The 24,852-nt window shown below is 35.0% G+C and carries 23 protein-coding genes and 1 other annotated feature; of the genes, 20 read left to right on the plus strand and 3 right to left on the minus strand.

Annotated features, from left to right (window positions below; genetic code table 11):
• Window positions 1–783 precede the first annotated feature (783 nt).
• Window positions 784–1,018, plus strand: a binding site (T-box leader).
• A 60-nt stretch (window positions 1,019–1,078) separates the two neighbouring features.
• Window positions 1,079–2,428, plus strand: a complete 1,350-nt coding sequence (locus ACFCYN_RS18450; protein ID WP_172445876.1) for an amino acid permease — start codon at window positions 1,079–1,081, stop codon at window positions 2,426–2,428.
• Between the two features lie 348 nt (window positions 2,429–2,776).
• Here the strand turns inward: ACFCYN_RS18450 and ACFCYN_RS18455 are convergent, their stop codons facing one another.
• Window positions 2,777–2,929 carry a hypothetical protein gene (locus ACFCYN_RS18455; RefSeq protein WP_172445875.1) on the minus strand — a complete coding sequence of 51 codons (153 nt, stop codon included), beginning with the start codon at window positions 2,927–2,929 and terminating at the stop codon, window positions 2,777–2,779.
• Window positions 2,930–3,573: 644 nt separating this feature from the next.
• Between ACFCYN_RS18455 and ACFCYN_RS18460 the strand changes: the two genes are divergently transcribed.
• The 10 genes from ACFCYN_RS18460 to ACFCYN_RS18505 all read left to right on the plus strand — a co-directional run bounded on the left by ACFCYN_RS18460 (window position 3,574) and on the right by ACFCYN_RS18505 (window position 15,328).
• Entirely contained in the window at window positions 3,574–4,878 is a 1,305-nt protein-coding gene (locus tag ACFCYN_RS18460) for an amidohydrolase (protein WP_375950872.1), read from the plus strand.
• 24 nt (window positions 4,879–4,902) lie between these two features.
• Window positions 4,903–5,736, plus strand: a complete 834-nt coding sequence (locus ACFCYN_RS18465; RefSeq protein ID WP_375950874.1) for an EamA family transporter — start codon at window positions 4,903–4,905, stop codon at window positions 5,734–5,736.
• A gap of 11 nt (window positions 5,737–5,747) precedes the next feature.
• A complete protein-coding gene (locus ACFCYN_RS18470) occupies window positions 5,748–7,049 on the plus strand; it encodes an ArsR family transcriptional regulator (RefSeq protein WP_375950876.1) in 1,302 nt (433 codons plus the stop codon).
• Between the two features lie 143 nt (window positions 7,050–7,192).
• Window positions 7,193–8,422: a Zn-dependent hydrolase gene (locus ACFCYN_RS18475; protein WP_375950878.1), complete on the plus strand. Its 1,230-nt coding sequence runs from the start codon at window positions 7,193–7,195 to the stop codon at window positions 8,420–8,422.
• 14 nt (window positions 8,423–8,436) lie between these two features.
• A complete protein-coding gene (locus ACFCYN_RS18480) occupies window positions 8,437–9,612 on the plus strand; it encodes a M20 family metallopeptidase (RefSeq protein ID WP_172445871.1) in 1,176 nt (391 codons plus the stop codon).
• Between the two features lie 110 nt (window positions 9,613–9,722).
• Window positions 9,723–9,917: a DUF3311 domain-containing protein gene (locus ACFCYN_RS18485; RefSeq protein WP_172445870.1), complete on the plus strand. Its 195-nt coding sequence runs from the start codon at window positions 9,723–9,725 to the stop codon at window positions 9,915–9,917.
• Window position 9,918: 1 nt separating this feature from the next.
• Window positions 9,919–11,391 (plus strand): sodium:solute symporter family protein, encoded by a 1,473-nt coding sequence (locus ACFCYN_RS18490; RefSeq protein ID WP_098116986.1) that lies wholly within the window; start codon window positions 9,919–9,921, stop codon window positions 11,389–11,391.
• Window positions 11,392–12,229: 838 nt separating this feature from the next.
• The gene (locus ACFCYN_RS18495) at window positions 12,230–13,480 is read left to right on the plus strand and encodes an efflux RND transporter periplasmic adaptor subunit (protein WP_375950881.1); all 1,251 of its coding nucleotides are present in this window, start codon (window positions 12,230–12,232) and stop codon (window positions 13,478–13,480) included.
• A 5-nt stretch (window positions 13,481–13,485) separates the two neighbouring features.
• Complete coding sequence (locus ACFCYN_RS18500) at window positions 13,486–14,199, plus strand: ABC transporter ATP-binding protein (RefSeq protein WP_375950911.1); 714 nt, start codon at window positions 13,486–13,488, stop codon at window positions 14,197–14,199.
• Window positions 14,189–15,328: an ABC transporter permease gene (locus ACFCYN_RS18505; protein ID WP_098171590.1), complete on the plus strand. Its 1,140-nt coding sequence runs from the start codon at window positions 14,189–14,191 to the stop codon at window positions 15,326–15,328. The genes ACFCYN_RS18500 and ACFCYN_RS18505 overlap by 11 nt, the downstream gene beginning before the upstream one ends.
• A gap of 320 nt (window positions 15,329–15,648) precedes the next feature.
• Here ACFCYN_RS18505 and ACFCYN_RS18510 read toward each other — a convergent pair whose 3' ends face one another.
• Together ACFCYN_RS18510 and ACFCYN_RS18515 are read right to left on the minus strand one after the other, a co-directional pair.
• Window positions 15,649–16,464 carry an SPFH domain-containing protein gene (locus ACFCYN_RS18510; RefSeq protein WP_172445868.1) on the minus strand — a complete coding sequence of 272 codons (816 nt, stop codon included), beginning with the start codon at window positions 16,462–16,464 and terminating at the stop codon, window positions 15,649–15,651.
• Window positions 16,461–16,610 (minus strand): hypothetical protein, encoded by a 150-nt coding sequence (locus ACFCYN_RS18515; protein ID WP_172445867.1) that lies wholly within the window; start codon window positions 16,608–16,610, stop codon window positions 16,461–16,463. Before ACFCYN_RS18515 ends, ACFCYN_RS18510 begins: the two co-directional genes overlap by 4 nt.
• A gap of 416 nt (window positions 16,611–17,026) precedes the next feature.
• Between ACFCYN_RS18515 and ACFCYN_RS18520 the strand changes: the two genes are divergently transcribed.
• The 9 genes from ACFCYN_RS18520 to ACFCYN_RS18560 are packed head-to-tail and all read left to right on the plus strand — an operon-like array spanning window position 17,027 to window position 24,385.
• Window positions 17,027–18,880 carry a BglG family transcription antiterminator gene (locus ACFCYN_RS18520; RefSeq protein WP_172445866.1) on the plus strand — a complete coding sequence of 618 codons (1,854 nt, stop codon included), beginning with the start codon at window positions 17,027–17,029 and terminating at the stop codon, window positions 18,878–18,880.
• 12 nt (window positions 18,881–18,892) lie between these two features.
• The gene (locus ACFCYN_RS18525) at window positions 18,893–20,047 is read left to right on the plus strand and encodes an amidohydrolase/deacetylase family metallohydrolase (RefSeq protein WP_375950883.1); all 1,155 of its coding nucleotides are present in this window, start codon (window positions 18,893–18,895) and stop codon (window positions 20,045–20,047) included.
• On the plus strand, window positions 20,019–20,360 hold the full coding sequence (locus tag ACFCYN_RS18530; RefSeq protein WP_172445864.1) for a PRD domain-containing protein: 342 nt from the start codon (window positions 20,019–20,021) through the stop codon (window positions 20,358–20,360). Before ACFCYN_RS18525 ends, ACFCYN_RS18530 begins: the two co-directional genes overlap by 29 nt.
• 15 nt (window positions 20,361–20,375) lie before the next feature.
• A complete protein-coding gene (locus ACFCYN_RS18535; protein WP_172445863.1) occupies window positions 20,376–20,744 on the plus strand; it encodes an SFCGS family glycine-rich protein in 369 nt (122 codons plus the stop codon).
• Complete coding sequence (locus ACFCYN_RS18540; protein ID WP_172445862.1) at window positions 20,741–21,091, plus strand: DUF4312 family protein; 351 nt, start codon at window positions 20,741–20,743, stop codon at window positions 21,089–21,091. Before ACFCYN_RS18535 ends, ACFCYN_RS18540 begins: the two co-directional genes overlap by 4 nt.
• A 7-nt stretch (window positions 21,092–21,098) precedes the next feature.
• Window positions 21,099–21,884: a DUF4311 domain-containing protein gene (locus ACFCYN_RS18545; protein ID WP_172445861.1), complete on the plus strand. Its 786-nt coding sequence runs from the start codon at window positions 21,099–21,101 to the stop codon at window positions 21,882–21,884.
• Between the two features lie 2 nt (window positions 21,885–21,886).
• On the plus strand, window positions 21,887–22,546 hold the full coding sequence (locus tag ACFCYN_RS18550) for a DUF4310 family protein (RefSeq protein WP_172445860.1): 660 nt from the start codon (window positions 21,887–21,889) through the stop codon (window positions 22,544–22,546).
• 10 nt (window positions 22,547–22,556) lie between these two features.
• On the plus strand, window positions 22,557–23,669 hold the full coding sequence (locus tag ACFCYN_RS18555; RefSeq protein WP_172445859.1) for a DgaE family pyridoxal phosphate-dependent ammonia lyase: 1,113 nt from the start codon (window positions 22,557–22,559) through the stop codon (window positions 23,667–23,669).
• Complete coding sequence (locus tag ACFCYN_RS18560; RefSeq protein WP_172445858.1) at window positions 23,666–24,385, plus strand: KDGP aldolase; 720 nt, start codon at window positions 23,666–23,668, stop codon at window positions 24,383–24,385. The genes ACFCYN_RS18555 and ACFCYN_RS18560 overlap by 4 nt, the downstream gene beginning before the upstream one ends.
• Window positions 24,386–24,852: the final 467 nt, after the last annotated feature.

Here is a 24,852-nt window from a genome sequence, read left to right on the forward strand (position 1 = left end):
GAACGATGCTTTCATTTGAATAAAAAAACATCAAGCAAAATAAAAAAATGTATTTGTATAAGAGAAATAATTTACAGAAGAGAACTCAAAAAATATAGAGAAACTGTAAAATTCCCCCAAATTACAAAAATTGATAGGATAGATTTAATTAATTTGTTACTGCATTTATAAGTTAATTAGAACTATATGGGGATGAATTTGATGAATCAAAAAAACATAGTAATGATGGGGACTAAAAAAGAAATTTTAGGTGTAGTAGGTTTGATCATTCATTTGCCATTAAATTTGTATTTGGTTATGTAATTTTTGTTGGTCTATTTCTCATTTATGTCTTAACTTTAACATTAATAAATTTAAAAAATATGAAATGGATTGATATAAGAAATAGGTTAAATAAATTTATTATTACTTTCGTATAAGTAGTGGTATTATATTTTTTTTATTTAAAAGAGCCCTCAGAAATAAATTTTTATAGGGTTTTATCAGCGTCTATACCTTTTTCATTTGTTTTATTTTGCCGATTTAACATTACTGGGGAAAAAATAAAATATGTGTTAGTTGGACATTGTGAATAATGCTATAGCGGTCTTTTTTTACAGTTTAGAACAATTAAAAATGTCTAGTAAATTTAATGAAAATGACATTACTACACAAAAACTGGGTAATGAAAAAATTCGCCGAGCAGTTGTTTCTTTGAAATTATTATACTAAAAAAACTGTTGACAACTCTGTTTCTCATCCGTATAGTATTATTTATTATAAAAAATATTCAGAAATGTTTTTCAAAACGCAAAGATCAGGAGTAGTAAAAGATAATTGTTCGGTTAAGAGAGCTGCGGGTTGGTGCAACGCAGTCCAATGATACTTTGAACTTGCCTGGGAGTGGTAAAGCGAAAGTTTAGATTAATCTATTCTCGAGTTTTAACGATTGACCTTCGTTACAAGGTTTTTAAAGTAGGGTTCGTAAAGAGCCAATGAGAGTGGTACCGCGGTGAGCTTAAGGCATGTCGTCTCTTTTTTCATTTGATTATGAAGAAAGAGACGACATGCCTTTTTTGATTTTTTAGGAGGTTAGGATATGGAAAAGGACAAGCGTAATTTACAAAGGACAATGACTTCAAGGCATATTACGATGATGGCGTTAGGAGGTGCCATCGGGGCTGGTTTATTTAAAGGAAGTAGTTCAGCAATTGATATGGCAGGCCCATCGGTATTAATTGCTTACTTGATAGGAGGCATCATTCTTTTATTCATCTTGCAAGGTTTAGCTGAAATGGCGGTGCGTAATAGCAGTGCAAGAACGTTCAGAGATCTTGTCCAAACTATTTTAGGAAAGTATCCTGCTTATTTCCTTGATTGGATTTATTGGAAAATGTGGGTATTAAACATCACTGCTGAATCAGTTGTGGCTGCTATTTTCATTCAATATTGGTTGCCTAATTATTCAATCTGGATGCTGGCATTAGCAGTTTCTGTGTTAGTTACAACAATCAACTTGCTATCTGTAAAGGTTTTTGCCGAAACGGAGTACTGGCTTGCATTAATTAAAATTACGGTCATCATTGTATTCATAGTGGCTGGCTTAATATTGCTGCTTGTGAATTTTGGTGATCATAAAGCAGTCGGTTTCTCTAACTTAACTGACCATGGCGGATTCTTTCCGAATGGACCAAAAGGTTTGATCACGGCAATGCTAGTAGTAATTTATTCATATGGTGGTACAGAAATAATTGGAGTTACATTAGCAGAAACGAAAAATCCCGAAAAGGTGGTTCCAAAAGCCGTTCGCAGTACATTGGTTAGAATCATCTCTTTCTATATCATTCCATTTTTCATTATCGTTAGTTTAATTCCTTGGAACAAAGTAAATGGGGTTCCTGAAAGTCCGTTTGTGATGGTATTTAAAATGATCGGAATTCCAGGTGCTGACCATATTATGAACGCGGTTGTTTTAATAGCGATTATTTCATCCATGAACTCTGGATTGTATGGTTCATCCCGTGTTCTGTATACGCAAGCGGTGGACGGGCGCATTCCGAAAATCTTTTCAAAATTAACGAAGAAAAAAGTTCCTGTTTATGCAATATTAATGTGTACTTCCACATTATTTGCCGGTGTGCTGATTTCTTTATTTGCTGGAAGCAAGACATTCGATTTCCTGATGGGATCTCTAGGATATACCGTATTATTCATTTGGTTGATCATAGCCATTGCTCATTTGAAATCACGTAAACTACTATCTGAAAAACCAAGTGGCTATTTAGTTAAATGGTTTCCGTATACGACTTGGGCAGTGATCATCGCTTTATTAGCAATCTTGGTTGGAATTATTTTTACTACACCTGCAATCGTAACGATTATTACACTTTGCATCTACATCTTTATTACTTTAACGTATGTATGGAAGAATCGTCTCCACAAAAACTAGTAGAAGTGATTATTAGTAATATTTAAAGTAGATTGATTACTAGTAAGCCTTGAGGATGTTAATACAGTCACTACATTTATTATAGACTTATACTTTAATAAACTGGTGCTTTACTTTAATTAATGAAGTAAAGCCCTTTTTATTCAAGTAAAGGGAAGAATAATCTTAGAGTTAGGGAACTAAAGATGATAGTAATTTGCAAGTTTCATTTTTCCTCGACTAACTAATGGTTAGAGTACTAGAATTAGAGGCCGAATATCATATTTATCCGAAACAACTTAATTCAACTAGTCTTTTATAGAGAATCAAACAACAAAGCGATACCACGATCAGTACCGCTCCGAAAACTTATTCAAATATGTACGGGTTCCCACTAATGTTTTTTCTCATATCATCTGTCACCTTAGTTTCATCATTCTTTACATTTGTTTTAATTTGATCTTCCTGAATCGTACTTTCCACTAAATTACTTCCATCATAAAATATTGGTTTCTTTTCCATTTCTATTTTCCTCCCTGAATTCAAACGGTTGACTTAGTATAGAAGCCACGCCTATTTTTTATTAGTCTTTAATTTTAATTTCGATTATTAACGTTAGAAGTATCTTCTTTTAGATAGGAATAATCCTTTTTAATATTTTTCTTAATTAAGAACAATAATAATTATATTTGTTAATTATTTATAAAACTACTACAGTTTCCCAAAAATTGATGGAATTACCTTTGGGTTTTCTTAACTTTGTATTAAGGATTACTTAATTTTCTGTTAATTACGTTAATTTCTTTTAATATTTAAGAGAAATACAATCATCCAATTAAATAGAAAGTGTATAGGGAGGAATAAAAATTTACTGATAAAGCGTAGGAAATTGTAACAGACTAACTTGTTGTATATTGGGGGAAATACTGATTCCCTGATCTAGTTGTCCAAGAAGATTAAAGTGTTCAGCCCTATTTGAAGCATTCCTATGAAAAAAACATCATAGAGAATCCTAACAACTAGAATAGTATAAAAGAATCATCTAACAAAATAGTATTTTAGCTTTCTATCCAAAAGTGTCAGAATAGTCTATAATTATGGTCGTAACCTGAATTCAACCGAAAATAAAATCATTCTAAAGCTCAATTAATAAGGAGGTAAGTAATTTGGAGGAATTAATCTCACAGTTGGTTGATAATATGGAAGAAAGTTTGATCAATTTTAGGCGTAATATCCACTGTTTTCCGGAGATTGGATGGACGGAATTCCGAACTTCATCTCTTATAGCAGATTTCTTATCAGATTTGGGTTTTGAAGTAAAAGTTGGAAGAGAAGTCATTGTTTCTGAATCTAGAATGGGTGTCCCAGATGAAAAAACGCTACAGGAAGCGAAGGATCGGGCAATGGCATTTGGTGCTAATCCTTATTGGGTTGAGAAAATGGAGGATGGGTTAACTGGTGTTGTAGGAGTATGCGATACTGGGCGAATTGGCCCAACACTTGCCTTCCGATTTGATATTGATGCATTAGAAATTTCTGAGGACAAAGGAACAGGTCATGTGCCATGGAATCAGAATTTTAGTTCGAAAGTAGAGGGCTACATGCATGCTTGTGGACATGATGGCCATATCGCTATTGGGTTGGGATTGGCACGGTTAGTTTCAAATATGAAAGAGAAACTGTCAGGAAAAATTAAACTTATCTTTCAACCTGCTGAAGAAGGTGCACGTGGTGCGAGGGCAATGGTTGACGCTGGTGTTTTAGAAGATGTTAATTATTTCTTTAGTGGTCATATTGGTGTAACTGCAACAAAACAAAATCAACTTGTCTGTAGCGTAACTGACTTTTTCGCTTCCACTAAGATTGATTTAGAACTGGAAGGAGTGCAGGCACATGCAGCATTAGCGCCGCATGAAGGTAGAAATGCAATCCTTGCTGCATCTACAATCACCTTGCAATTGTATGCAATCTCACGTCATGGCTTAGGGGATTCTAGAGTAAATGTAGGTGTTATTCAAGGTGGAGAAGGTCGAAATATTATCCCGGGCCATGCTAAGTTAAAGTTTGAAACAAGAGGGACGACGAATGAGGTTGATCAATATATGAAAGATGAGTCACTTCGTATCATTCAAGCAGCTGCTCAGATGTATGGGGTTAAGGAGCAAACAGTAGTAGTTGGCCGTTCGATTTCAGCAGTATGTGATTCAGATCTTGCAAGCCTTGTATACAGTATTGGATCGAAAGTTAAACAAACGAGTGAGATTGTTACTTCTCAGCCTTTTCTTGCTTCTGAAGATGTAACTTATATGATGAAAAGGGTTCAAGCGAATGGTGGAATGGCTACTTATCTATTATTTGGAACTGAATTGGCGGCAGGACATCATAACTGTGCATTCGATTTTAATGAAAAAACAATTCCGTTTGCAGTTGAAGTTTATGGAAATATCCTAATCCATTTAGCAGGATATTAATCTAGAAAGAGAGGAGAAAAGAATATGTTTTTTCTTGCATTAATCAGTTCCTTTTTGAATGCGGTGAATGCGTTGTATGCTAAAAAAATAACATTGCAAATGAAAGATAATAATAGTTTTATCGTGACTTCTTTTCTAGTCGTTACTATACTACTTGGCTGTGTAATGCCGTGGTATTATTCATTTTCTGCTAATCCAGTTTCAATGGGTCTGTTATTAATTGTAATTTTATTAGATACAGTGTCAAATGTATCATTTTTCTTAGCGTTAGGACGAATAGAAGTATCTCAATTAGCGGTGTATACTGCGCTAACCCCATTATTCACATTTATTCCAAATAGCATTTTGCATGGATTTGATATACATATATTAATACCGGTCCTGCTTATTGTTCTTGGTGTGTATTTTCTAAATATTAAAGGGAAAAACTTGTTGTCTCCATTAGTAGAAATTAAAAAGCCTGGAAATTTATTAGGGGTTGCAGCAGCAGTATCAGCTGGACTCAGTATGGTTCCTACCCAACAGCTGCTTGTTCATCAATTGATCAATGCTCCTACACTTTACTTTTTTAGAGCTACTGGAATTGCACTTATTATTTATTTATTATATCGTCCAAAAATTTGGTATCCTGGACTAAATAAACATCTTTCAATGCGTGGTGTACTTGCGATTGCTCAATGGATCGCATTGTTTGCTGCTTTAAAGATAGCTGATGGGACTCTTGTTGTTGCTTTAGCCTATACATCGCCAATATTTGCTTTAGTTTTAGCTCGAATTTATTATAAGGAAAAAATTACAGCGGCTAAATTGATTGCCTGTTGTATTACTATTTTAGGAATTTTATTTATCATAGAGTAGTGGAGGAAAAGATGAAAAAAATCCGTTTAGGTCTACTTGGATCGGATGATTCAATTGACGTTATTCAATCTGTTATAAAGGAATACCCTGAATTTGAATGCGTTCCGATCGTCTATTGGAGAGAAGAGGAGATTGTTGACCTTCTAAAACCAATTGCAAATAACTTTGATATTTGGCTCTTTTCGGGTAAGGTTCCATATTCAATAGCAAAAGAATGGGGTGGAATGACAAAACCGATGTTTTTTACTCCACATACTGGACCGAGTCTTTATAAAACTTTATTACAAATATTCTATCATAACGAGATTGCAATGGAGCAGATCAGCTTTGATAACTTCCATAGGGATGAACTGAAAAGTATTTTAGATGAAGCAGAAATTAAAGCAAATGATCTTTATCTGAAATATTATGAAGGAGAAATTGATGCAAAGATACTTGCCGGATACCATTATGAGTTATGGAAAAGCGGGAAGACGAAAGCAGCAGTTACATGTTTGCGATCTGCACATATTGAACTTGAGAAAATGGGTGTCCCAGTTTATCGAGTACTACCTGCTAAATCAGCTATTGATTCGGTTCTAAATTTAGCACTTCGAACTTATGAGATGTTGCATTTTAAACAAAGTCAAATTGCAGTTCAAATGATTGAAATCGACTCATTTTTTGGATTGGCGAAGGATACTTTTTCTACCGATGAAATGTATAAAATTGAAATCAAAATGGCAGAGAAGTTACTAGTTTACGCCAATAAAATTCAAGGATCACTTAAATCTGCAGGTCCTGGTAGATATGTCATTTTTACAACACGCGGACTATTACAGGATATAACGAATGAATTTTCTGTTATTCCGAATTTGGAAGATCTGGAAGAGTTAAAGAAAGAAGTAATTACTTGTGGTATTGGAATCGGTAAAACGGCATACGAAGCAGAAATTCATGCAGGTAGAGCTTTATTTCATGCTAGAGAGTATGGAAAAGGAAGTTGGATGGTTGCTCTCGATAATCAAACGATTGCAGGTCCATTAGGAAGAGAAGAAAGTATCACATACTCTTATGTTTCAAAAGAACTACAGGAAATTAGCGAAAAAACTTCACTTAGTATTTCTACACTAAGTAAACTAGAGTCAATTCTTCGAAAAATAGGAAAGAGTGAGATTGGAGCACATGAGCTGGCACAGTATATGCAAATCATGCCGAGAAGCGCTCGTAGAATATTAAAAGAATTAGAGGAACAAGGAATTGCTCAGGTGATCGGTGAGGAAACGCCTTATTCACGTGGAAGGCCAAGAAACATTTATAAAATTATTCTGTGAAACGGTAAAGACTGAATTTACCGTTTTTTTTAATTTTATATTAAATATTCTGAATATTATTACTTAACAAAATAAATAATTAGTGATATAGTTATGGTCATAGCCATAAATAGACCTTAAATAAAGATTAAATGGGAGGAAAAATGATTAATCAGGAACGATTGTGGAATCGCCTTATGGAGTTAGGAGCCATAGGAAAACGAGATTCTGGAGGGATTACTCGTTTGTCTTTTAGTGAAGAAGAGAGAAAAGCTAAAGAATTGGTTACTACTTATATGATTGAAGCAGGATTAAAAGTATATGAAGATACTGTTGGAAATCTTGTTGGACGTAAAGAGGGCAATAACCCAAACGCGCCGGTTGTCTTAGTAGGCTCACACGTTGATTCTGTATATAACGGTGGGAACTTTGACGGACCACTTGGTGTTCTATCGGGGATTGAAATCCTACAAACGATGAACGAGCAGGGAATCACAACAGAGCATCCAATTGAAGTGATTGCATTTACCGATGAAGAAGGAGCAAGATTTAGCTTTGGCATGATTGGCAGCCGGGGAATTGCTGGAACGCTCAAATTAGAGGATCTTCAAAATAAGGATCAACAAGGGAATACGATAGCGCAAGCAATGACAGATGCTGGATATGATCCATTATTAATTGAACAGTCAGTTAGAAGTAATGAATCAGTAAAAGCCTATGTGGAACTACATATTGAACAAGGAAAAGTGCTTGAGAACAGTAATTTATCAGTTGGTATTGTTACAGGAATCGCTGGCCCGTTATGGCTTAAATTCATAATTGAAGGAAAAGCGGGACATGCGGGGACAACGCCAATGAATGATCGTAATGATGCCTTAGTTGCTGCATCTCAAATTATTCAACTAATAGAAAAGGAATCATCTAAGACAGGTTCAACGGTTGGAACAGTTGGTCAATTGCAGCTGTTTCCAGGAGGAATTAATATTATTCCTGGGAAAGTTGAATTTACTTTGGATCTCCGCGATGTAAATGAAGAAATTCGTGATCAGGTAGAAAATCGAATTTTAGAAGGGTCGCAAATTTTATGTGAACAACGCGGCGTAGGATTACAAATTGAAGTACTTCAGCGTATTAAACCATCATTATGCTCAAATGAAATTCAGGATATTGCAAAATTAGCGTGTGAAAAAACTGGTGTGGGAACATTATTCCTACCAAGTGGGGCTGGTCATGATTGCATGCAGCTTACAAGTCTTTGTCCAATAGGGATGCTCTTTATCCGGTCAAAAGATGGGATCAGCCATAATCCCGCAGAATGGAGTTCAAAGGAAGATTGTACAGACGGTGCTAACGTACTTTATCATACCGTACTTCAGTTATCAAATAATGAATAGAGGAGGAAACAATAATGCAAACATTAGCATTAGACAAATTAGTAGAACAAACAAAAGAGGAAGTAATTGCGTGGAGAAGACATTTTCACCAATATCCAGAGTTATCTTTTCATGAAGAAAAAACAGCCCAATATGTGTATGATACACTTCAATCTTTCGGCAATTTAGAATTATCTCGACCAACAAAGACAAGTGTTATGGCTCGACTGATTGGATCGCAGCCTGGAAAGGTGTTAGCTATTCGCGCTGATATGGATGCTTTACCGATCGAGGAGGAAAGCACTTTTGAATTTGCTTCTAAAAATCCAGGTGTGATGCATGCTTGTGGGCACGATGGTCATACTGCAATGCTACTAGGAACGGCAAAGATTTTAACTAGTTTAAAAGACGATATTAAAGGTGAAGTTCGCTTTTTGTTTCAACACGCTGAAGAATTGTTTCCTGGTGGTGCCGAGGAAATGGTACAAGTTGGTGTAATGGATGGAGTAGATATGGTGATTGGCGCACATCTTTGGGCTCCTATGAAACTAGGTAAAGTAGGAGTAGCATATGGTCCGATGATGGCTGCACCCGATACTTTCTATATCACAGTAGAAGGTAAAGGTGGACATGCAGCACTTCCTCATGACACGATCGATTCAATTGCTGTTGCTGCCCAGGTTGTAACCAATCTTCAACATATCGTTTCAAGAAATACAGATCCACTTGATAATCTAGTTTTATCTGTTACTCAATTTGTTGCTGGTACAACCCATAATGTAATTCCAGGATCAGTTGAAATATGTGGAACCGTTCGTAGTTTCGATGCTGAACTTAGAAAATCGGTTCCTGCACTTATGGAGCGAGTTGTAAAAGGAATAACGGAGGCACATGGTGCACAATACAAATTTAAATATGAGTTCGGATACCGCCCAGTTATCAATAATGATCAACTTACGAAGGCGATTGAAGAAACTGTTCTGGAAGTGTTTGGTGAAGAGACTCTTGAACTAATGAAACCAAACATGGGAGGCGAAGATTTCTCTGCATACCAACAAAAGGCTCCGGGAACTTATTTCTATGTAGGAGCGGGAAACAAAGAAAAAGATATCGTCTATCCGCATCATCATGCTCGTTTTACAATAGATGAGGACGCATTAGAAATTGGTGTAAACACATTTGTTCATGCTACATTTAAGCTTTTAGATTAATAGTTTTATGATTAAGTAGACGCATACACGATGCTCTACTTAATCTATCTTTTAATATTTCTGAATTTTTGAACTAGTATAAATTTAATGTTGGAAGAGGGGAACTATTTTTGAAAATCTATCATTTATTAGCACTTATTCCATTTATTGCTATTCTCGGTTTTTCATCTTGGGCAAATCATGTTGAACCATATGTATTAGGAATGCCATTTCTTCTTTTTTGGGTTGTGTTATGGACTGTTATTTCAACGCCAATTATGTGGATTATCTTCAAATTAGATTCGACAAATAAGGAGGGCAGATAAGATGAATAGTGCATTAATTATAATATTTCTCTTTCTAGCAGTATCAATCTTTCTAGGGATTCAAGCTAGGAAAGGGAAGGACATGAATCTTGAGCAATGGAGTGTTGGAGGAAGAGGATTTGGTACAATTTTTGTCTTTCTTCTTATGGCTGGTGAAATCTATACAACCTTTACATTCCTAGGTGGAAGTGGTTGGGCGTACGGAAAAGGAGGACCAACCTACTATATCACTGCTTACGGTGCTCTTGCTTATATTATGTCTTATTGGTTGCTGCCAAAAATTTGGAAATACGCAAAAGAAAATAATTTAATGTCTCAACCAGACTTTTTCGCAAGTAAATACAAAAGTAAAGCACTTGGAGTTTTAGTTTCACTTGTTGGTGTAGCTGCTGTTATTCCTTACCTGGTTCTACAATTAAAAGGTTTGGGGAGCATTGTTTCAGAAGCTTCTTATGGATTGATTTCACCAACTGTTGCGATTTGGATCGGTGCAATTTCTGTAACAATATACGTGATGATATCTGGTATCCATGGATCTGCTTGGACTGCAGCATTAAAGGATATTATGATTCTAGTTGTTGTACTTTTTCTAGGAATCTATCTTCCTTATCATTATTATGGTGGGTTTCAAGCGATGTTTGAAGCAGTTGATAAAGCAAAACCAGGTTTTCTAACTCTTCCAAAAGAGGGATTAAGTGTATCTTGGTTTAATTCTACAGTTCTTTTAACAGCTATAGGTTTCTATATGTGGCCTCATACATTTGGCTCTATTTACTCAGCTAAAAGTGAAAACGTATTTCGTAGAAATGCTATTATAATGCCTTTATATCAACTTGTATTGCTTTTTGTGTTCTTCGTAGGATTTGCAGCTATTCTTCAAGTTCCTGGATTACAAGGTCCAGCTGCCGATCTTTCTTTATTAAAATTAAGTAAACAATCTTTTAACCCATGGTTTGTCGGAATCATTGGAGGAGCAGGCGTATTGACTGCAATTGTACCTGGTTCAATGATTTTAATGGCATCTGCTACATTAATTTCAAAAAATATTTATAAAGTGTTTGTACCTTCTGCTTCAGAAAAGCAAGTTGCTACTTTAGCCAAATACCTTGTTCCTGCCGTTGCTCTATTCGCAGTTTATTTCACATTTAACGGTGGAACTTCATTAGTAACCCTACTTTTAATGGGATACAGTTTAGTTACTCAACTATTCCCAACTCTTATCTGTAGTTTAATGAAAAATAACTTTGTAACGAAACAAGGAGCATTTGCTGGTATTCTTACTGGAGTTGCAACAGTTACTTATGTCACTATAAGTAATACAACAATCGGAACATTATTCCCATCACTGCCTCAATACATTAAAGATATGAATATTGGTGTTATTGGTTTAGTTGTAAATCTTGTATTTTTAGTTGTTGTAAGCTTACTTACTAAAAATATTGCGGTTCAAAGTAAGAAAGAAATTGTTGCTTAGGTTAGAATTAAATTGAAACAATGGTGTATCGGGTAATGTCGTGACCCTAGTTTTGACGGAAACATGGAGCAAACCAAAAGAACATTTATTAAAATTAAAGCTTGTAGACAATGGTAATGTCATTGGCCTACAAGCTTTTTTTGATTTCGGTTGAAAATTAATTTAGTAAATTATAATGAAAAAAGTTTTTGGAATATTAGATTAGGAAGGGAATGCTTAATTTGTACATACTCCTTAATTATTGGTTTCTCATGTTATAAATTATTTTTAAATAATAAAAATCAGTACAAAAATTTAAAATAGTCGGTTCTTCTAAATAGTGAGTTATGTCACTTTAAACCTTACATTCTTTTCCTTACTAATCGTACTAACTCTTAGCTATGGTAAGACATTTAAAAAGCATTTAGCAGTAAAAAGATATTTATAAGCAGAAATATTGGGGTTGATTGTACCTAATCAAGTCCTATTTTTCAAAGCAACTAATAAACCAAAAATCCCCTTCTAAAAACCTAGAAGGGGATTTTTTATTTTTTAGCACTCCAATATTGACCTAAGTTCGCCCTCCATTAAAAAACTTTGTTTTCTTTTAAGGAAAATTTAAGGTACACAATCCAAAATGACCTTATCAAAAGAAATTAGGAGGAGTAAAAAAAGTATATAAAACAAACTCTGGTATTCGCAGTAAGAGCAATCATTTATTAGAGGGAGAATGTAGTATAAACGAAAGACAGGCCCTGTTTTTAGGTTCGCAAGGATCGGAATTTATGTGAATTAGCTTAAAGATTAATCAGTTAAAAATTAATCGAATCAATCTCAATAATGGAGAGGAGAAAGGAAATTGAAAAAGTGGGTTATTATTTCAGTTATTGTTGTAGTAGTAGGGGGAGGTAGTGGTTGGTTCATATATAGTAAGAAGAATAATCAAACCCAAAGTGTTATGGCAACAGCACAAACAATAACAGCGCAAAAAGGGAAGTTAGAGGTAGCTGTTACTGGTTCGGGTTCTGTAACAGCAGTGACTGACCAAGATGTTACAGCGGCAGATACGAAGCAGATTGTGGAAAGTGTAAGTGTTACTTCTGGAGAATCAGTAGATAAAGGTGACACACTTGCAACTTTTGAGAATGGTGATGTTGTGACGGCTCCAAAGGATGGAGAAATCACAAAGGTTTACGCGGTAGATGGTAATGGAGTAACACAAGGAAAAGTACTATTTCGTATGGAAGATGAAGATGGCGTAACTTTACCGATTACAAGTGAAGACAGTGGTAGTACTTCTGGAAATTCAAGTGCTGAGAATACTGGAGGAAGCAGTTTAGTAGCAGATTCGGTGAGTGTGAAGGAAGGCGATGTTGTAAAAGCTGGAGCAACACTTGTAACTTTTACTGATGGAAGCATTCTACAGGCACCGGTTTCTGGGACAATTACAAGTCTTGACGTTAAAAGCGGCGATTCAGTGCAAAGTTCAGCGACAGTTGCACATATGACAAATTACAGTTCTTTGGAAACAACGATTAGCGTTGATGAATTAGATATCACAAAGGTAAAAGTTGGACAATCAGTAAAAATTACAGCAAGTGCCTTTGAAGGTCAATCATTCGATGGAACTGTTACGAAAGTATCAAATGAAGGAACATCGACAAATGGAGTTTCTACATTTGATGTAACTGTAAAAATTAAAAATCCAAAAAGTTTAAAAATTGGTATGTCAACAGAAGCGAGCATTTTAATTCAAAGTAAAGAAAATGCGTTATACGTTCCAATAGAAGCAGTATATAAAAATGGAAATGAAAAATATGTATTAGTTCCTACATCTACTGACGGTTCTAATCAATCTACAGAGAAAGTTACTGTGAAAACTGGTATCACAAATGATAAGAGTGTTGAAATTACAAGTGGATTAACAGAAGGAGAATCTGTTGAAATACCGAGTGTTCAATCTAGAGGTAATTCTACTGGTGGATTTATGATGCAAGGCGGAGGATTCCCAGGTGGCTTCTCAGGTGGAGGCTTCTCAGGCGGCGGTAACTTTGGCGGAGGAAGAAATTTTGAAAGAAGTCAAACAGGTGGCGGACAAGGAGGGAAATAATGACTATGCTTGAGCCAATTATTCAAATTAAAAACATGACGAAGATGTATGAACTTGGTGGAGAAACGGTAATGGCTCTTCAGAGTGTATCCCTCGATATCCACAAAGGTGATTTTATATCAATCATTGGCCCGTCGGGTTCAGGAAAGTCAACATTTATGAACATGATCGGATGTTTAGATTCACCAGATACTGGGAAATATTTGATTGATAGTGAAGATGTAGGGGAAATGAAGAGCTCGCAGCTAGCGACAATAAGAAATGAAAAAATTGGATTTATCTTTCAAAATTTTAATCTTATACCTAAGCTGACAGCGGTTGAAAATGTAGAACTTCCACTCATTTATAGGGGATTAAAAACGGCTGAACGAAGAGAACTTGCTCTTTCAGCGTTAAAAAAAGTAGGACTTGTTGATCGGGCGAATCATTTACCTACTCAGTTATCAGGGGGGCAACAGCAGCGTGTCGCAATTGCGCGCGCCCTCGCTGGAAACCCTCCAATTTTACTAGCAGATGAACCAACTGGTGCTCTTGATAGTAAAACTAGTCAGGAAATATTGGAGATTATGAATTTATTAAATGAGCAAGGACATACGATTATTCTTATTACACATGATTTAGAAGTAGCAAAACAAGCAAGCCGAATTGTTCGAATTCACGATGGCCAGCTGTTCGAGAATGGAGGCGAATGGTTTGCAGACACTGAAAATGGCGCTTAAAAGCATTAAAGGAAATAAAGTAAGAGCGTTCCTAACAATGCTTGGTATTATTATCGGTGTATCCTCCGTAATTGTTATGGTTGCGATTGGGCAAGGATCAACGAAAGAAGTACAAGATCAAATTGGAAGTTTAGGTACAAATGTCCTTACTGTAAGTGTTACAGGTTCAGATGTTACGTTCAAAGAAGATGATGCGAATCAACTTGAGAAAGTCAATGGAGTAGAAGCAATTGCTCCGACTGTTTCAGGAAGAGTAACCGTAAAAAATGGAGAAACGAACGCACAAGTTTCAATGACAGGAACAACTTCTTCTTATTTAAAAGTTCGAGATTTAGAGCTACAATCTGGTCGATTTATCGCGGACTTAGATAATGATAACCATTCAAAAATAGCTGTACTTGGTGCAACTACAGCGCAAACATTATTCGGTTTTGGAAACCCGGTTGGTCAATTTGTTAAGGTCAATGGTACGTCTTACAGAGTTGTTGGGGTTCTTGAATCAGTTGGTAGTTCATTAGGATCAAGTGGAGACAGTACAATTATTGTTCCTCTTAGTACTGCACAACGCTTAGCATCTACAACTTCAATTGGGTCAGTTTATGTTAAAGTAGAAAATGAAGATATGGTTAACTTTACAAAACGTAGAATTGAACAAAAAATGTTTACGATAATTGGTGATGAAGATAGTTATAGTGTGTCTAGTCCTGAAGATTTAATGGAAACAGCTTCATCGGTTAATAAAACTATGACATTAATGCTAGGCGGAAGTGCTGCAATCTCACTAATTGTAGGCGGTATCGGTATTATGAATATTATGCTTGTATCGGTTTCTGAGCGCACAAAAGAAATCGGTATTCGAAAAGCAATTGGAGCAAAACGTGGAAGTATCCTTCTACAGTTCCTTATTGAATCAATGGTATTAAGTTCTCTTGGCGGAATTATAGGCGTAGGACTTGGTGTAATAAGTGCTCAAATATACACTGTAGCAACAGGAACGACAATTGCATTCTCCGTTCCAGTTATGCTGTTATCATTTGTATTCTCTTTATTAGTTGGGGTAGTATTTGGTGTTTTTCCAGCCAATAAAGCGTCTAAGCTTGATCCGATTCAAGCCCTTCGATATGAATAAAAAAAATAAAGAGGATGTCCCGAAAGTAAAACTTTTATGGGGCACCCTCCTTTTATGTTCCACATTAAGAAAGTATAAATTGGCAACGGTGAAGAAAAGCCGACGTAGTTTCCAATTTTAGGAATTAAGTATAAGTCCAACTACCCCTCTGTCTTCGCCTGACGGCTCGCCAATCGGCGAGTTTTCTTTATTAAATCTGATACTTTTATGGGTATTTCAAACGATTATTTGAAAACATTCTACTTATAACAATTGGGGGGATTGATTTAATTAAAAAGACTAGTAGTTTTTGATTTTGACATCATGAGCTAACTGGGTATTTATTTTGCTTGAACTAAAGGTGTTCCGCCTTGAACTGTAACCCAACCAAATTTTTGTCGTGCATCCATTTCCATTTTCTTTAATAACTCTGGAGTGAGCGAATCTGCTAAAATTTTATTTGCTTTAGCATCTGCTTCGGCATTTAGAATTTTTGTTTGATTTTCGATCTTAGCTTTTTCTTGGTCAGCTAATGCTTTTTTGACATTTAGTTCAGAAGTTGCTAATTGTGCTTGTGACTGTGCCATACCAGCGGGCGAACCTACATGTGTAAAGCCAAACGTACCGACTTCAATACCTTGCTTTGCTAGTTCCGTATCTAATTCAATATTAATTTCTTCGGTAATATCGGCTTGCTTTGAACCTTTAATGTCGTTCCAGCTATATTTATGAGTGATTTTGTTTACAACATTTTTCATTGTCGGTTTAACGATATTATTTTTGATATAACTAATATTTTTTCCACCTACTGATTGATAAAGATTAGCTACATTTTTAGTTGAAATTTTCCACGTTAAATTTGTATTAACAGGTAGTTCTTGTTGATCTCCAGTACCGACTGACCACGCTTGATCAGTGTTGCCACCTTCATGTTTATCATCTGATAAAACTAATGATTGTGTATATGTAGGATACTCCTGCACTGAAACTCCCCAACCAGTCCAATGAAAACCTTGTGGTACTTCAGTAATTTGTCCACTCATATGCTTCTCAATCCCGATGCTACCAACACTAATATGAGACATACCGCCTATCGTATAAATGATGCCTCCTACGATAATGACTCCGCCTACAGTAAGACTTCTTAAGCCTTTCACTCTTCATCTCTCCCAATTTCTTTCTTTATTTTTTGAATGCGATTATCAAATAATCTACCAATCTTAATAAAAACCTTATAAAAAAGTAGGAAAAGTACAGCACCAATAATAACAACTAAAATTCCGAATTGATAAAAGAAAACCATGTTATTCCCCCAATTGTGGTCGTTAGTTTGTTTTCTATCTTTCATTTCTTATATGCAATTATAGAATGGTTTAAGCCTTATTAATAATTAAATTTTGCTAAGAAATATTGGGGGATTTCTAATTTTTTTCGATTATTTTTGTATTAAGTGAGGTGATAAAAAGATATTAAGTTGAGGCTGCTTGAATGGTACTGAATTTAAGGAGTTGAAATTTAATTTCATAAAACATTTGAAGAATTATGATATTATCTTTTAATATAAATAGTTTGAGCGCAAAACAGCTCAAGCTATTTAGTGAAAAATCTCAACTTAATTTCACTTTTAATTAGTGAAGAATTTTGGTCTGTAAAAGTAATTATAGTGATTGCTATACTTTATTTACGGAGGAGAGTCGAGAATTTTATATTCTATAGGTGGTGGTTAAAACGCTTACAACTCGAGAATTTCAAATTGTAGAAAAACTACTTCGGACAAAAAATGCAGTTCGTATTAAAGATGTATCAGAGGAGTTCTGCGTTAGTGATCGGACGATAAAAAACGACTTGGAAAATGTGAAAAGTTGGTTTAGGGAGCAGGAGGTCAACTTTCACGCACAACCAAATAAAGGAATATGGATTGAATGTTTAGAAAATGAGAGAATTCATTTGCATAATAAACTCACTCATATTGAAAAGTCAGAATTATTTCTTGATCAAAATGTTCGAGTACAGCGGATTATTGGCTACTTGCTATCAAATTCAAATTATGTGACAGCACAAATGTTAGCAGATTATTTAAATGTTAGTAGAAATACGGTTTTAAATGATTTAAATCAAGTAGAAGAATATATTGACCCATGGCAGATTTATTTAGAGAGAAAGCAACGAGCAGGTTATCGGATAATCGGTGAGGAGAAGCATTTACGATTTCTATGTGAACATATCTTAAAAGAAGAAATAAGTCACTATGATCTTTATCAGATTAATATGTATTTATTAGATGAATTGAAGAATCGTGATTTAGAATTGGCAATACCCGAGGAATTTTTATTTGGATATGCTTTGTCGTTACATCATGTACGTAGACAAATAATGGAAACTGATGAAACTTATACTAATCGTTCAGATTTAATCACGCTCTTAATAAAATTAATGGTTTCAATTATGAGATTAAATTTAGGATTTTCCTTAGGAAGTTATCGACTATTAAAAAAAGAAGAGTATACAAAACTACAAAAAGATTTCGTACTCCAAGTAGTAGAAAATGTTTTTGCTGAAGCAGAGTTGCCACTACTAGAAAGTGAGTTTATATATATTTCCCAAGGCATGTTTGAGGAAATAAAGCAAATTGATTTAGCATTTGTAACGAAACAAATTATTAAATATGTGAGTAATAAAGAAAGAATCGATTATGAAAGTGATTTGAAATTATACAGTAACTTGTTAGGACATCTATCCCTGCGCATACATAGTGGTACAACCTACCGTGTAGAAATAAATCCATTTGCAGAGGAAATTAATAAAAATCATCCAACTTTAGTCCAAGCTATAAAAGAGGCGTGTCAATTATACATTGGAAATTATGTCATGCTTGCTCAACAGTCATTTATAACATTTATTGCTTTGCATTTCCTAGTTTCAAATCAAAATAAATTAGGAGCAAAGAAACAGGCAAAAACACTTTATGTATGTGCGACGGGTCATGGAGTTGCAAGACTAATAAAAAATAAAGTAGAAAAAGAAATACCTGGGATTGATATTTTTGCTTATTGTTCAATTATGGAAGTAAATGAAATATGTAAAAAAGAGCAAATTGACTTAATTATTAGCGTTCTTCCAATTGAGGCAAATGTTCCTGTAATTGTTGTTAATCCAATACCAACAAAAAGTGATTTAAAGGTAATAAAAAAGGCAGTTGGAAAAATTGTTAGTTATGAGAATAGGCAATTAGATGATTTATTAACAAATGGATTTTATAAGGAAGAAACAGAAAGCAGCGAAATGATCAGTCAAGAAATTATCGTAAAAGGTTATGAAGTGTATCAAGATATAGTTCTTGAATTTTTCAATGGTACAGATGAACAAAATAAAAGGAATGCATTAATGATGCATATTTTTTTAATGGTGCATCGATGTTACTTTGATAAACAATATGATTACTTTGCCTATAACGATGGAAAATTAGATTGGAAATACGAGAGTACAAGATTAAAATTACGAGAAATCCTAGAGAAAAGTAATTTACGCTTGAATGATGCTGAATTAGTAGCATTATTACAATACTTTCAATAAGGGAGTGGACATATGCTTGAAGCCACTATTATAAGAAACGGATATGTTGTTGATCCAGAATCAGCAAAAATCGAAAAAAAAGAGGTTGGTATTTTAGAAGGTAAATTTATTGATCCTTCAATTATTAAGGGAAAAGTAGGCTATGTAAACTATATCGACGCTAAGGAATCATATGTGGCACCGGGTTTTATCGATATTCATACTCATGTTTTTAAAGATTATACATATTTAGGAATAGCTGCAGATGAAATAGGAATTAACCAAGGTGTGACAACGATAGTAGATGCGGGAAGCACTGGAATCGAACACTATGAAGTTTTTAAACGGAAAATTATGAATACTAGCAAAACGGAAGTACTAGCTTTTCTAAATATTTCAAAAAAGGGTTTATGTAATGGAGGGGCAGAGTTAGCTAATTTAGAAGATCTAATGGACATGGCAGAAGCTGAAAAAATCTTTGAAACAGAAGCATCCATACTCGGTCTCAAGGCTAGAATGAGTAGCTCAGTTGTGAAAGATACTGGTATTAAACCTTTAATTCATGCAAGAAAATTATCTGATGCATTGAATGTGCCAATTATGGTACATATCGGTAATCCCCCTCCATTAATAGAAGAAATCTTGCCGATGCTAAAAAAGGGAGACATCGTTACACATGCTTTTCATGGTAAACAAAAAAATCGAATCATAACTAGTAATCAAACATTATTACCAGCAGCCATTGATTGTTTAAATAGGGGCGTTTTGTTTGATGTTGGGCACGGCTCTGCTAGTTTTAGCTTTAAAACTCTTGCAGTTTATAAGAAAAAATATCAATATCCTTTTTCAATAAGCAGTGATCTCCATATAAAAAATTATAACGAACCCGTAGGGAGTTTAATGCAGACAATGTCCAAAATTAGAGGACTTGGTTATTCGTTATTAGAAGTTGTGCAGGCAGTAACTAGTCTACCAGCAAAAACTCTTCAATTGAATGAGCAAGGAACATTTGCCTATGGTACAAGAGCTGATGTCACACTATTCTACGAAAAAGAAAAGAGTGCTAGATTAATTGATTCAGAAGGTGATGCACTAATGGTAGAGAAAGTGATTGAACCTTATCTAACTATACGAGAAGGAAGAAAGGTGTTCGAAAGTAATGCTGGAACCATACAAAATGGAAATTAAAGAAATGATTTTAAAAAGTGAAGATGAAAATAAATGTAGAGAAATACTTGATAATTTACAGTTATTAATTATAGAAAAAGGGATGATGCCAACTGATTTACAGTGGCTTTCACTTGTTTCACATGTCTCAGCTATGGTTAACAGAAGTGTAAAAATAGAGTTAATCCAAGGTTTGAATGCATCACTATTTTCAGAGGTATCGAATGCATCAATCGAAATGGCAAAATTAGTTTGTGATTGGCTTCCACAATTACATGAGGATGAAAAGTATTTATTAGCTATTCACTTTGAAACAATAAAAAATAATAAATAATAGGAGGAAAAGAAAATGAAACAATTTGTTGTAGTTATCGGGGATCGACTTGGAAATGGGAAAAAGGTTGGCAAGGGAGTTGAAGCAGCAGGAGGAAAAGCAATTGTCATTGAAGGTGTTGCAGCTGATATGAGATTAGGAGATGTAATGAAGGCAGAAAATGCGGATCTTGGTATTTCATTTTGCGGGAGTGGTGGTGCCGGTGCAATCACAGCACAAAATAAATATGGTTATAAAGCAAGATATGGAATGAAATCAATAGAAGAAGGTAAAACGGCGATAAGAGATGGAATAGAAGTACTTGGTTTTGGTTTTATGGATCTTGAAGAGCTTGGTACGGAAATAACAAAAGCGCTCATTCAAGTAAGAGGTGGAAATGAATGATGTTAACAAAAGAAGTGCATGTTGAAGTGACTTCTTCTGGTCAATCAAAAGAACAGGCAATTGGTTTGGCACTTAATCAAGTCCAAAAAAAGTTAGTAAAAGATAATTCTCAAATTATTATACGAATCGAGCCTTTAAGTGTCGGAGTAATTGAAGCAAAAGAAATTATCTATACAGAACGCTTCTTATTTTTTTTCTTTCCAAGGGAAAGAAGAAAGTACGAATATAAATTAGATATAAAAGTTAGTGTATCGATGTTAAATGTTGATGAAATTCAGCATGAAACACATGTTCAAAAGAATAATATCCCCGAGTTTATAAAATACAAAGTGAAAAAAGTTAGGTAGGTGAGATATGGAAACGCTAACGATTTTATTTAAAGCAGCGATAGTAGGTGCGTTAACGGGTTTTTCAATCGGAGCAGGGGCTGCCCGAATGTTTCATACGCCTAAAGTACAAGGCTTAGGATCTTTTCGTACTTTAGGGGAGTTAAACTCATGCGCAGGAGATAGTATTTCACACTTTACATTCGGATTAGGATTCTTTTTCAAAGCATGGGCTTCTGCGGTTGGAGTAGGTGCAATAACTTCTGAAACAGATCACCGCGTGTTGCCACATTGGACAGCAGCAATTGCTTTAAGAGGAAAAAAGAATCCTGAAGAAACTTTGCATAATCCTAAAAAAATGGGGATCATCGGAGCGATAGTAGGTGCGATTACTGTGTCCTTTTTATGTACAACAGCATCGGCAATACCGGATTCTTTACAAGTTGTAGCTATGAAAGTACTGGCACCTGCTGCCAATTTACTAATTGTTTATGTCATGCCGGCAATATTTTGGCTCGCAGCAATCGATGCCGGAAAACGTAGCGGATTTTGGGGAACCCTTTTCGGTGGTATTGCACAATTAATTATGGGAAATGCTGTTCCAGGAGTAGTTTTAGGGATTTTACTTGGAAAAGGTGTAGATGACTTAGGCTGGAGTCGAGCAACGAAAACAATATTTACTACAATCATCATTTTATTTATTCTAAGTGCGTTTTTCCGAGGTAGTGACTTAACATTACTTCAACAAATGCATATGAAGATACCAAATTGGTTAACCCACTTACACAAATTTGCTGGTCAAGAGGTGAAATGATTATGACAAATAATAAACAAATAAATTATAATTCATTTTGGTACGCTGACTGGGCATTTCCATTTTTTACTGCATTATTGGCAGCTGGAACATTTGCAGCTTGTCATATGTACGTAGTACATGGAGTTGGAGCTTTTAATGACATTGCAGTTATCGCTTTGTTAAAAGCAGGACTTGATGGTGGTGGATATGGTGCAGCAGCCGCATTTGGTGCTAGTTTCTTATTTGCTAGGGTACTAGAGGGACCATTAGTTGGGATATTAGATATTGGTGGATCATTAAACACTGGAGTCGGCGTTGGGATTCCAGCGATTTTACTAGCAGCTGGGATTAAAGCTCCTGTATATAATTTCTCTTTAGCGATTGCAACCGGGTTATTTATAGGTTTAGCGATTGGGTATATCATTATTGGAATTCGAAAAATTTCGATTAAGTCAGCGCGGTCAACATTTGGGGCTGATGTTATGATGGGTGCGGGAAATATGGCAGGACGCTATTTTGGCCCATTAATTATTATTTCAGCATGCCAAGCCTCTTTACCAGTCGGTATAGGATCAATAATTGGTGCATTAGTATTTTATATTTGGAAAAAACCAATTGCTGGCGGTGCCATTTTAGGAGCAATGTTATTTGGTGGCTTCTTCCCGCTTCCATTAGAGTAAGGAGGAAACTATGAATATATATGAGCAAATAGGGTTAAAAAAAGTGATAAATGCATGTGGGAAAATGACACCACTAGGCGTATCGGCTGTTAAAAATGAAGTTGCTGAATCAATGAGTCAGGCTCTACAAGATTATGTAGAAATTGATGAGTTAATTCAATATACAGGAAAAGTAATTTCAAAACATACTAATACAGAAAATGCATGTCCAACAATTGGAGCTGCTGCGGGAATAGCGATTAGTGTGGCAGCTACCATCTCGAAAACGAATTTACATATTATTGAACAGCTACCATTTTTTGATGGAGCAGCGAATGAAATTATTATTCAAAAAGGGCATGTAGTACATTTTGGAGCAAGTATTAAGCAAATGATTTCACTAGGTGGAGGACGTGCTATAGAAGTAGGTTTTGCGAATCGTACGTATCGGGAACATATTGAACAAGCAATTACAAATAAAACAGTTGCGTTATTTTATGTTAAGTCGCATCATACGGTTCAAAAAGGGATGCAATCTTTAGAGGTAATGATTGATATTGCGAAAAAACACAATCTACCGTTAATTGTAGATGCAGCCGCCGAGGAGGATTTGAAAAAATATAGTAAATTAGGTGCCAATCTAATCATTTACAGCGGTGGAAAAGCATTGAATGGACCAACATCTGGATTTATATGTGGCGATCAAGTTTGGATCGAAGCATGTCGCATGCAATATAAAGGGATTGGTCGTGCAATGAAAGTCAGTAAAGAATCGATGGTTGGCTTAATCATGGCATTAGACAATTATGTAGCTAAAGATAGTAATCTAGAAAAGCAGAAAGAAAGAATGGAAATCTTGTGCAATCGCTTATCGGAAATACCAGGAGTAACAACAGGAATTGAACAAGATGAAGCAGGACGCCCCATTTATCGTACTCGTATCCAATTAAATGCTCTGGAAACAGGTATTACTGCCAGTGAGTTGAGTGAAACATTGAGAAAGGGAAGCCCTGCTATTTATTTAAGAGATCACTATTCAAATTTAGGTCTTCTACACATTGATCCACGTCCTTTACTAGAAGGACAAGAGGATATTATTGTTGATAGAATAATAGAGATTATTGGAGGACAACGAGCACAATGATAGACAAGCGGATAATTTTTAATGTACTGGCTAAAGATTTAGAGAATGCAATGGAAATTTATGAATTGGCTAATGAACGAGTATTAATTGGGTTGATGGTGAAAGATTTTAGTTCCGAGGAAGCTGCTATTGAAACTGCATTATCATTTAAATCTAAAGGAATTCCAATTTCTATTGGCTTAGGTGCCGGTGACCCAAGCGTATGGAACCGAGTAGTGAGCGTTTCTACAAAAGTCATTCCAAATCATATTAATCAAGTGTTTCCAGCAGCAGCCTATACACTTGGAGCAATTCAACAACTAAAAGATAATCTTTCTATTGTTAATGCACTGATCGAACCAAGCGGAACTGTCGGTGAAGTGTATATTTCAACTGGACCCAAAAGTAAGCAATATAAAGAAAAAGTATCATGTGAATTAGCGGCTACTATGTTAGCTGAGATAGGGATTCATTCTATTAAATTTTATCCAATCGATGGTGATAAAAGATTAGATGAAGTTGCAGCCATGGTACGAGCTGCAGTTAATGCTGGTATTAAAATTTTTGAGCCAACAGGTGGGATTGACTTAGATAATGTTCATTCAATTGTGCAAACATGCTTAGACCATGGTGCTGATTTAGTAATTCCTCATCTATATACTTCATTAATAGATCAACAAACTGGAAAAACGGTCGTAGGAAAAGTGAAGGAATTATTAAATATAGAGTGGAATTAACCCAATTAATTCTAAAGCGAAATCAGACTTTTTAAAACTTTTTCAAAGAAATGTGACAAACTTCCTACTTAATTATAGTTATATTAGTTTTTAAGACTTTTTCAACAGAACTATGTATATAATTTTAGAAAAAATCCCCCTTTGTAGAAAAATTATTACAATGGGGATTTTTTTTGTACTACTATAAATAGAATTTAGACAACACAAAAAATCGAAAAATTTATGAGATATGAATTATATGGAAAATCACAATTTTAATTAATTTACCAAGAAATAGACTAATTGAACAAATAAAACAAAAAATGCCACGAAAAATTCGTGGCATTTTACTTGACGTAGTCATATTTCAACAGCGTGAGAAAAACAATCTATTTAAAGGGATTTTTAACTTTAGAGATTATACATCAAGAAAATTTCCAAAATATGGACCAAAGTACCCGTTTTCTTTACAATTGAGCTCCTAAAAT

Source organism: Gottfriedia sp. NPDC056225, assembly GCF_042267765.1.
GTDB lineage: Bacteria > Bacillota > Bacilli > Bacillales > Bacillaceae_G > Gottfriedia.

What these genes read in the sequence shown, in the direction of transcription:
- ACFCYN_RS18450 (WP_172445876.1), top strand. Translation starts at nt 1,079, where the DNA reads ATGGAAAAGGACAAGCGTAATTTACAAAGGACAATGACTTCAAGGCAT.
- ACFCYN_RS18455 (WP_172445875.1), bottom strand. Translation starts at nt 2,929, where the DNA reads ATGGAAAAGAAACCAATATTTTATGATGGAAGTAATTTAGTGGAAAGT.
- ACFCYN_RS18465 (WP_375950874.1), top strand. Translation starts at nt 4,903, where the DNA reads ATGTTTTTTCTTGCATTAATCAGTTCCTTTTTGAATGCGGTGAATGCG.
- ACFCYN_RS18470 (WP_375950876.1), top strand. Translation starts at nt 5,748, where the DNA reads ATGAAAAAAATCCGTTTAGGTCTACTTGGATCGGATGATTCAATTGAC.
- ACFCYN_RS18475 (WP_375950878.1), top strand. Translation starts at nt 7,193, where the DNA reads ATGATTAATCAGGAACGATTGTGGAATCGCCTTATGGAGTTAGGAGCC.
- ACFCYN_RS18480 (WP_172445871.1), top strand. Translation starts at nt 8,437, where the DNA reads ATGCAAACATTAGCATTAGACAAATTAGTAGAACAAACAAAAGAGGAA.
- ACFCYN_RS18490 (WP_098116986.1), top strand. Translation starts at nt 9,919, where the DNA reads ATGAATAGTGCATTAATTATAATATTTCTCTTTCTAGCAGTATCAATC.
- ACFCYN_RS18500 (WP_375950911.1), top strand. Translation starts at nt 13,486, where the DNA reads ATGCTTGAGCCAATTATTCAAATTAAAAACATGACGAAGATGTATGAA.
- ACFCYN_RS18505 (WP_098171590.1), top strand. Translation starts at nt 14,189, where the DNA reads ATGGCGCTTAAAAGCATTAAAGGAAATAAAGTAAGAGCGTTCCTAACA.
- ACFCYN_RS18515 (WP_172445867.1), bottom strand. Translation starts at nt 16,610, where the DNA reads ATGGTTTTCTTTTATCAATTCGGAATTTTAGTTGTTATTATTGGTGCT.
- ACFCYN_RS18525 (WP_375950883.1), top strand. Translation starts at nt 18,893, where the DNA reads ATGCTTGAAGCCACTATTATAAGAAACGGATATGTTGTTGATCCAGAA.
- ACFCYN_RS18530 (WP_172445864.1), top strand. Translation starts at nt 20,019, where the DNA reads ATGCTGGAACCATACAAAATGGAAATTAAAGAAATGATTTTAAAAAGT.
- ACFCYN_RS18535 (WP_172445863.1), top strand. Translation starts at nt 20,376, where the DNA reads ATGAAACAATTTGTTGTAGTTATCGGGGATCGACTTGGAAATGGGAAA.
- ACFCYN_RS18540 (WP_172445862.1), top strand. Translation starts at nt 20,741, where the DNA reads ATGATGTTAACAAAAGAAGTGCATGTTGAAGTGACTTCTTCTGGTCAA.
- ACFCYN_RS18545 (WP_172445861.1), top strand. Translation starts at nt 21,099, where the DNA reads ATGGAAACGCTAACGATTTTATTTAAAGCAGCGATAGTAGGTGCGTTA.
- ACFCYN_RS18550 (WP_172445860.1), top strand. Translation starts at nt 21,887, where the DNA reads ATGACAAATAATAAACAAATAAATTATAATTCATTTTGGTACGCTGAC.
- ACFCYN_RS18555 (WP_172445859.1), top strand. Translation starts at nt 22,557, where the DNA reads ATGAATATATATGAGCAAATAGGGTTAAAAAAAGTGATAAATGCATGT.
- ACFCYN_RS18560 (WP_172445858.1), top strand. Translation starts at nt 23,666, where the DNA reads ATGATAGACAAGCGGATAATTTTTAATGTACTGGCTAAAGATTTAGAG.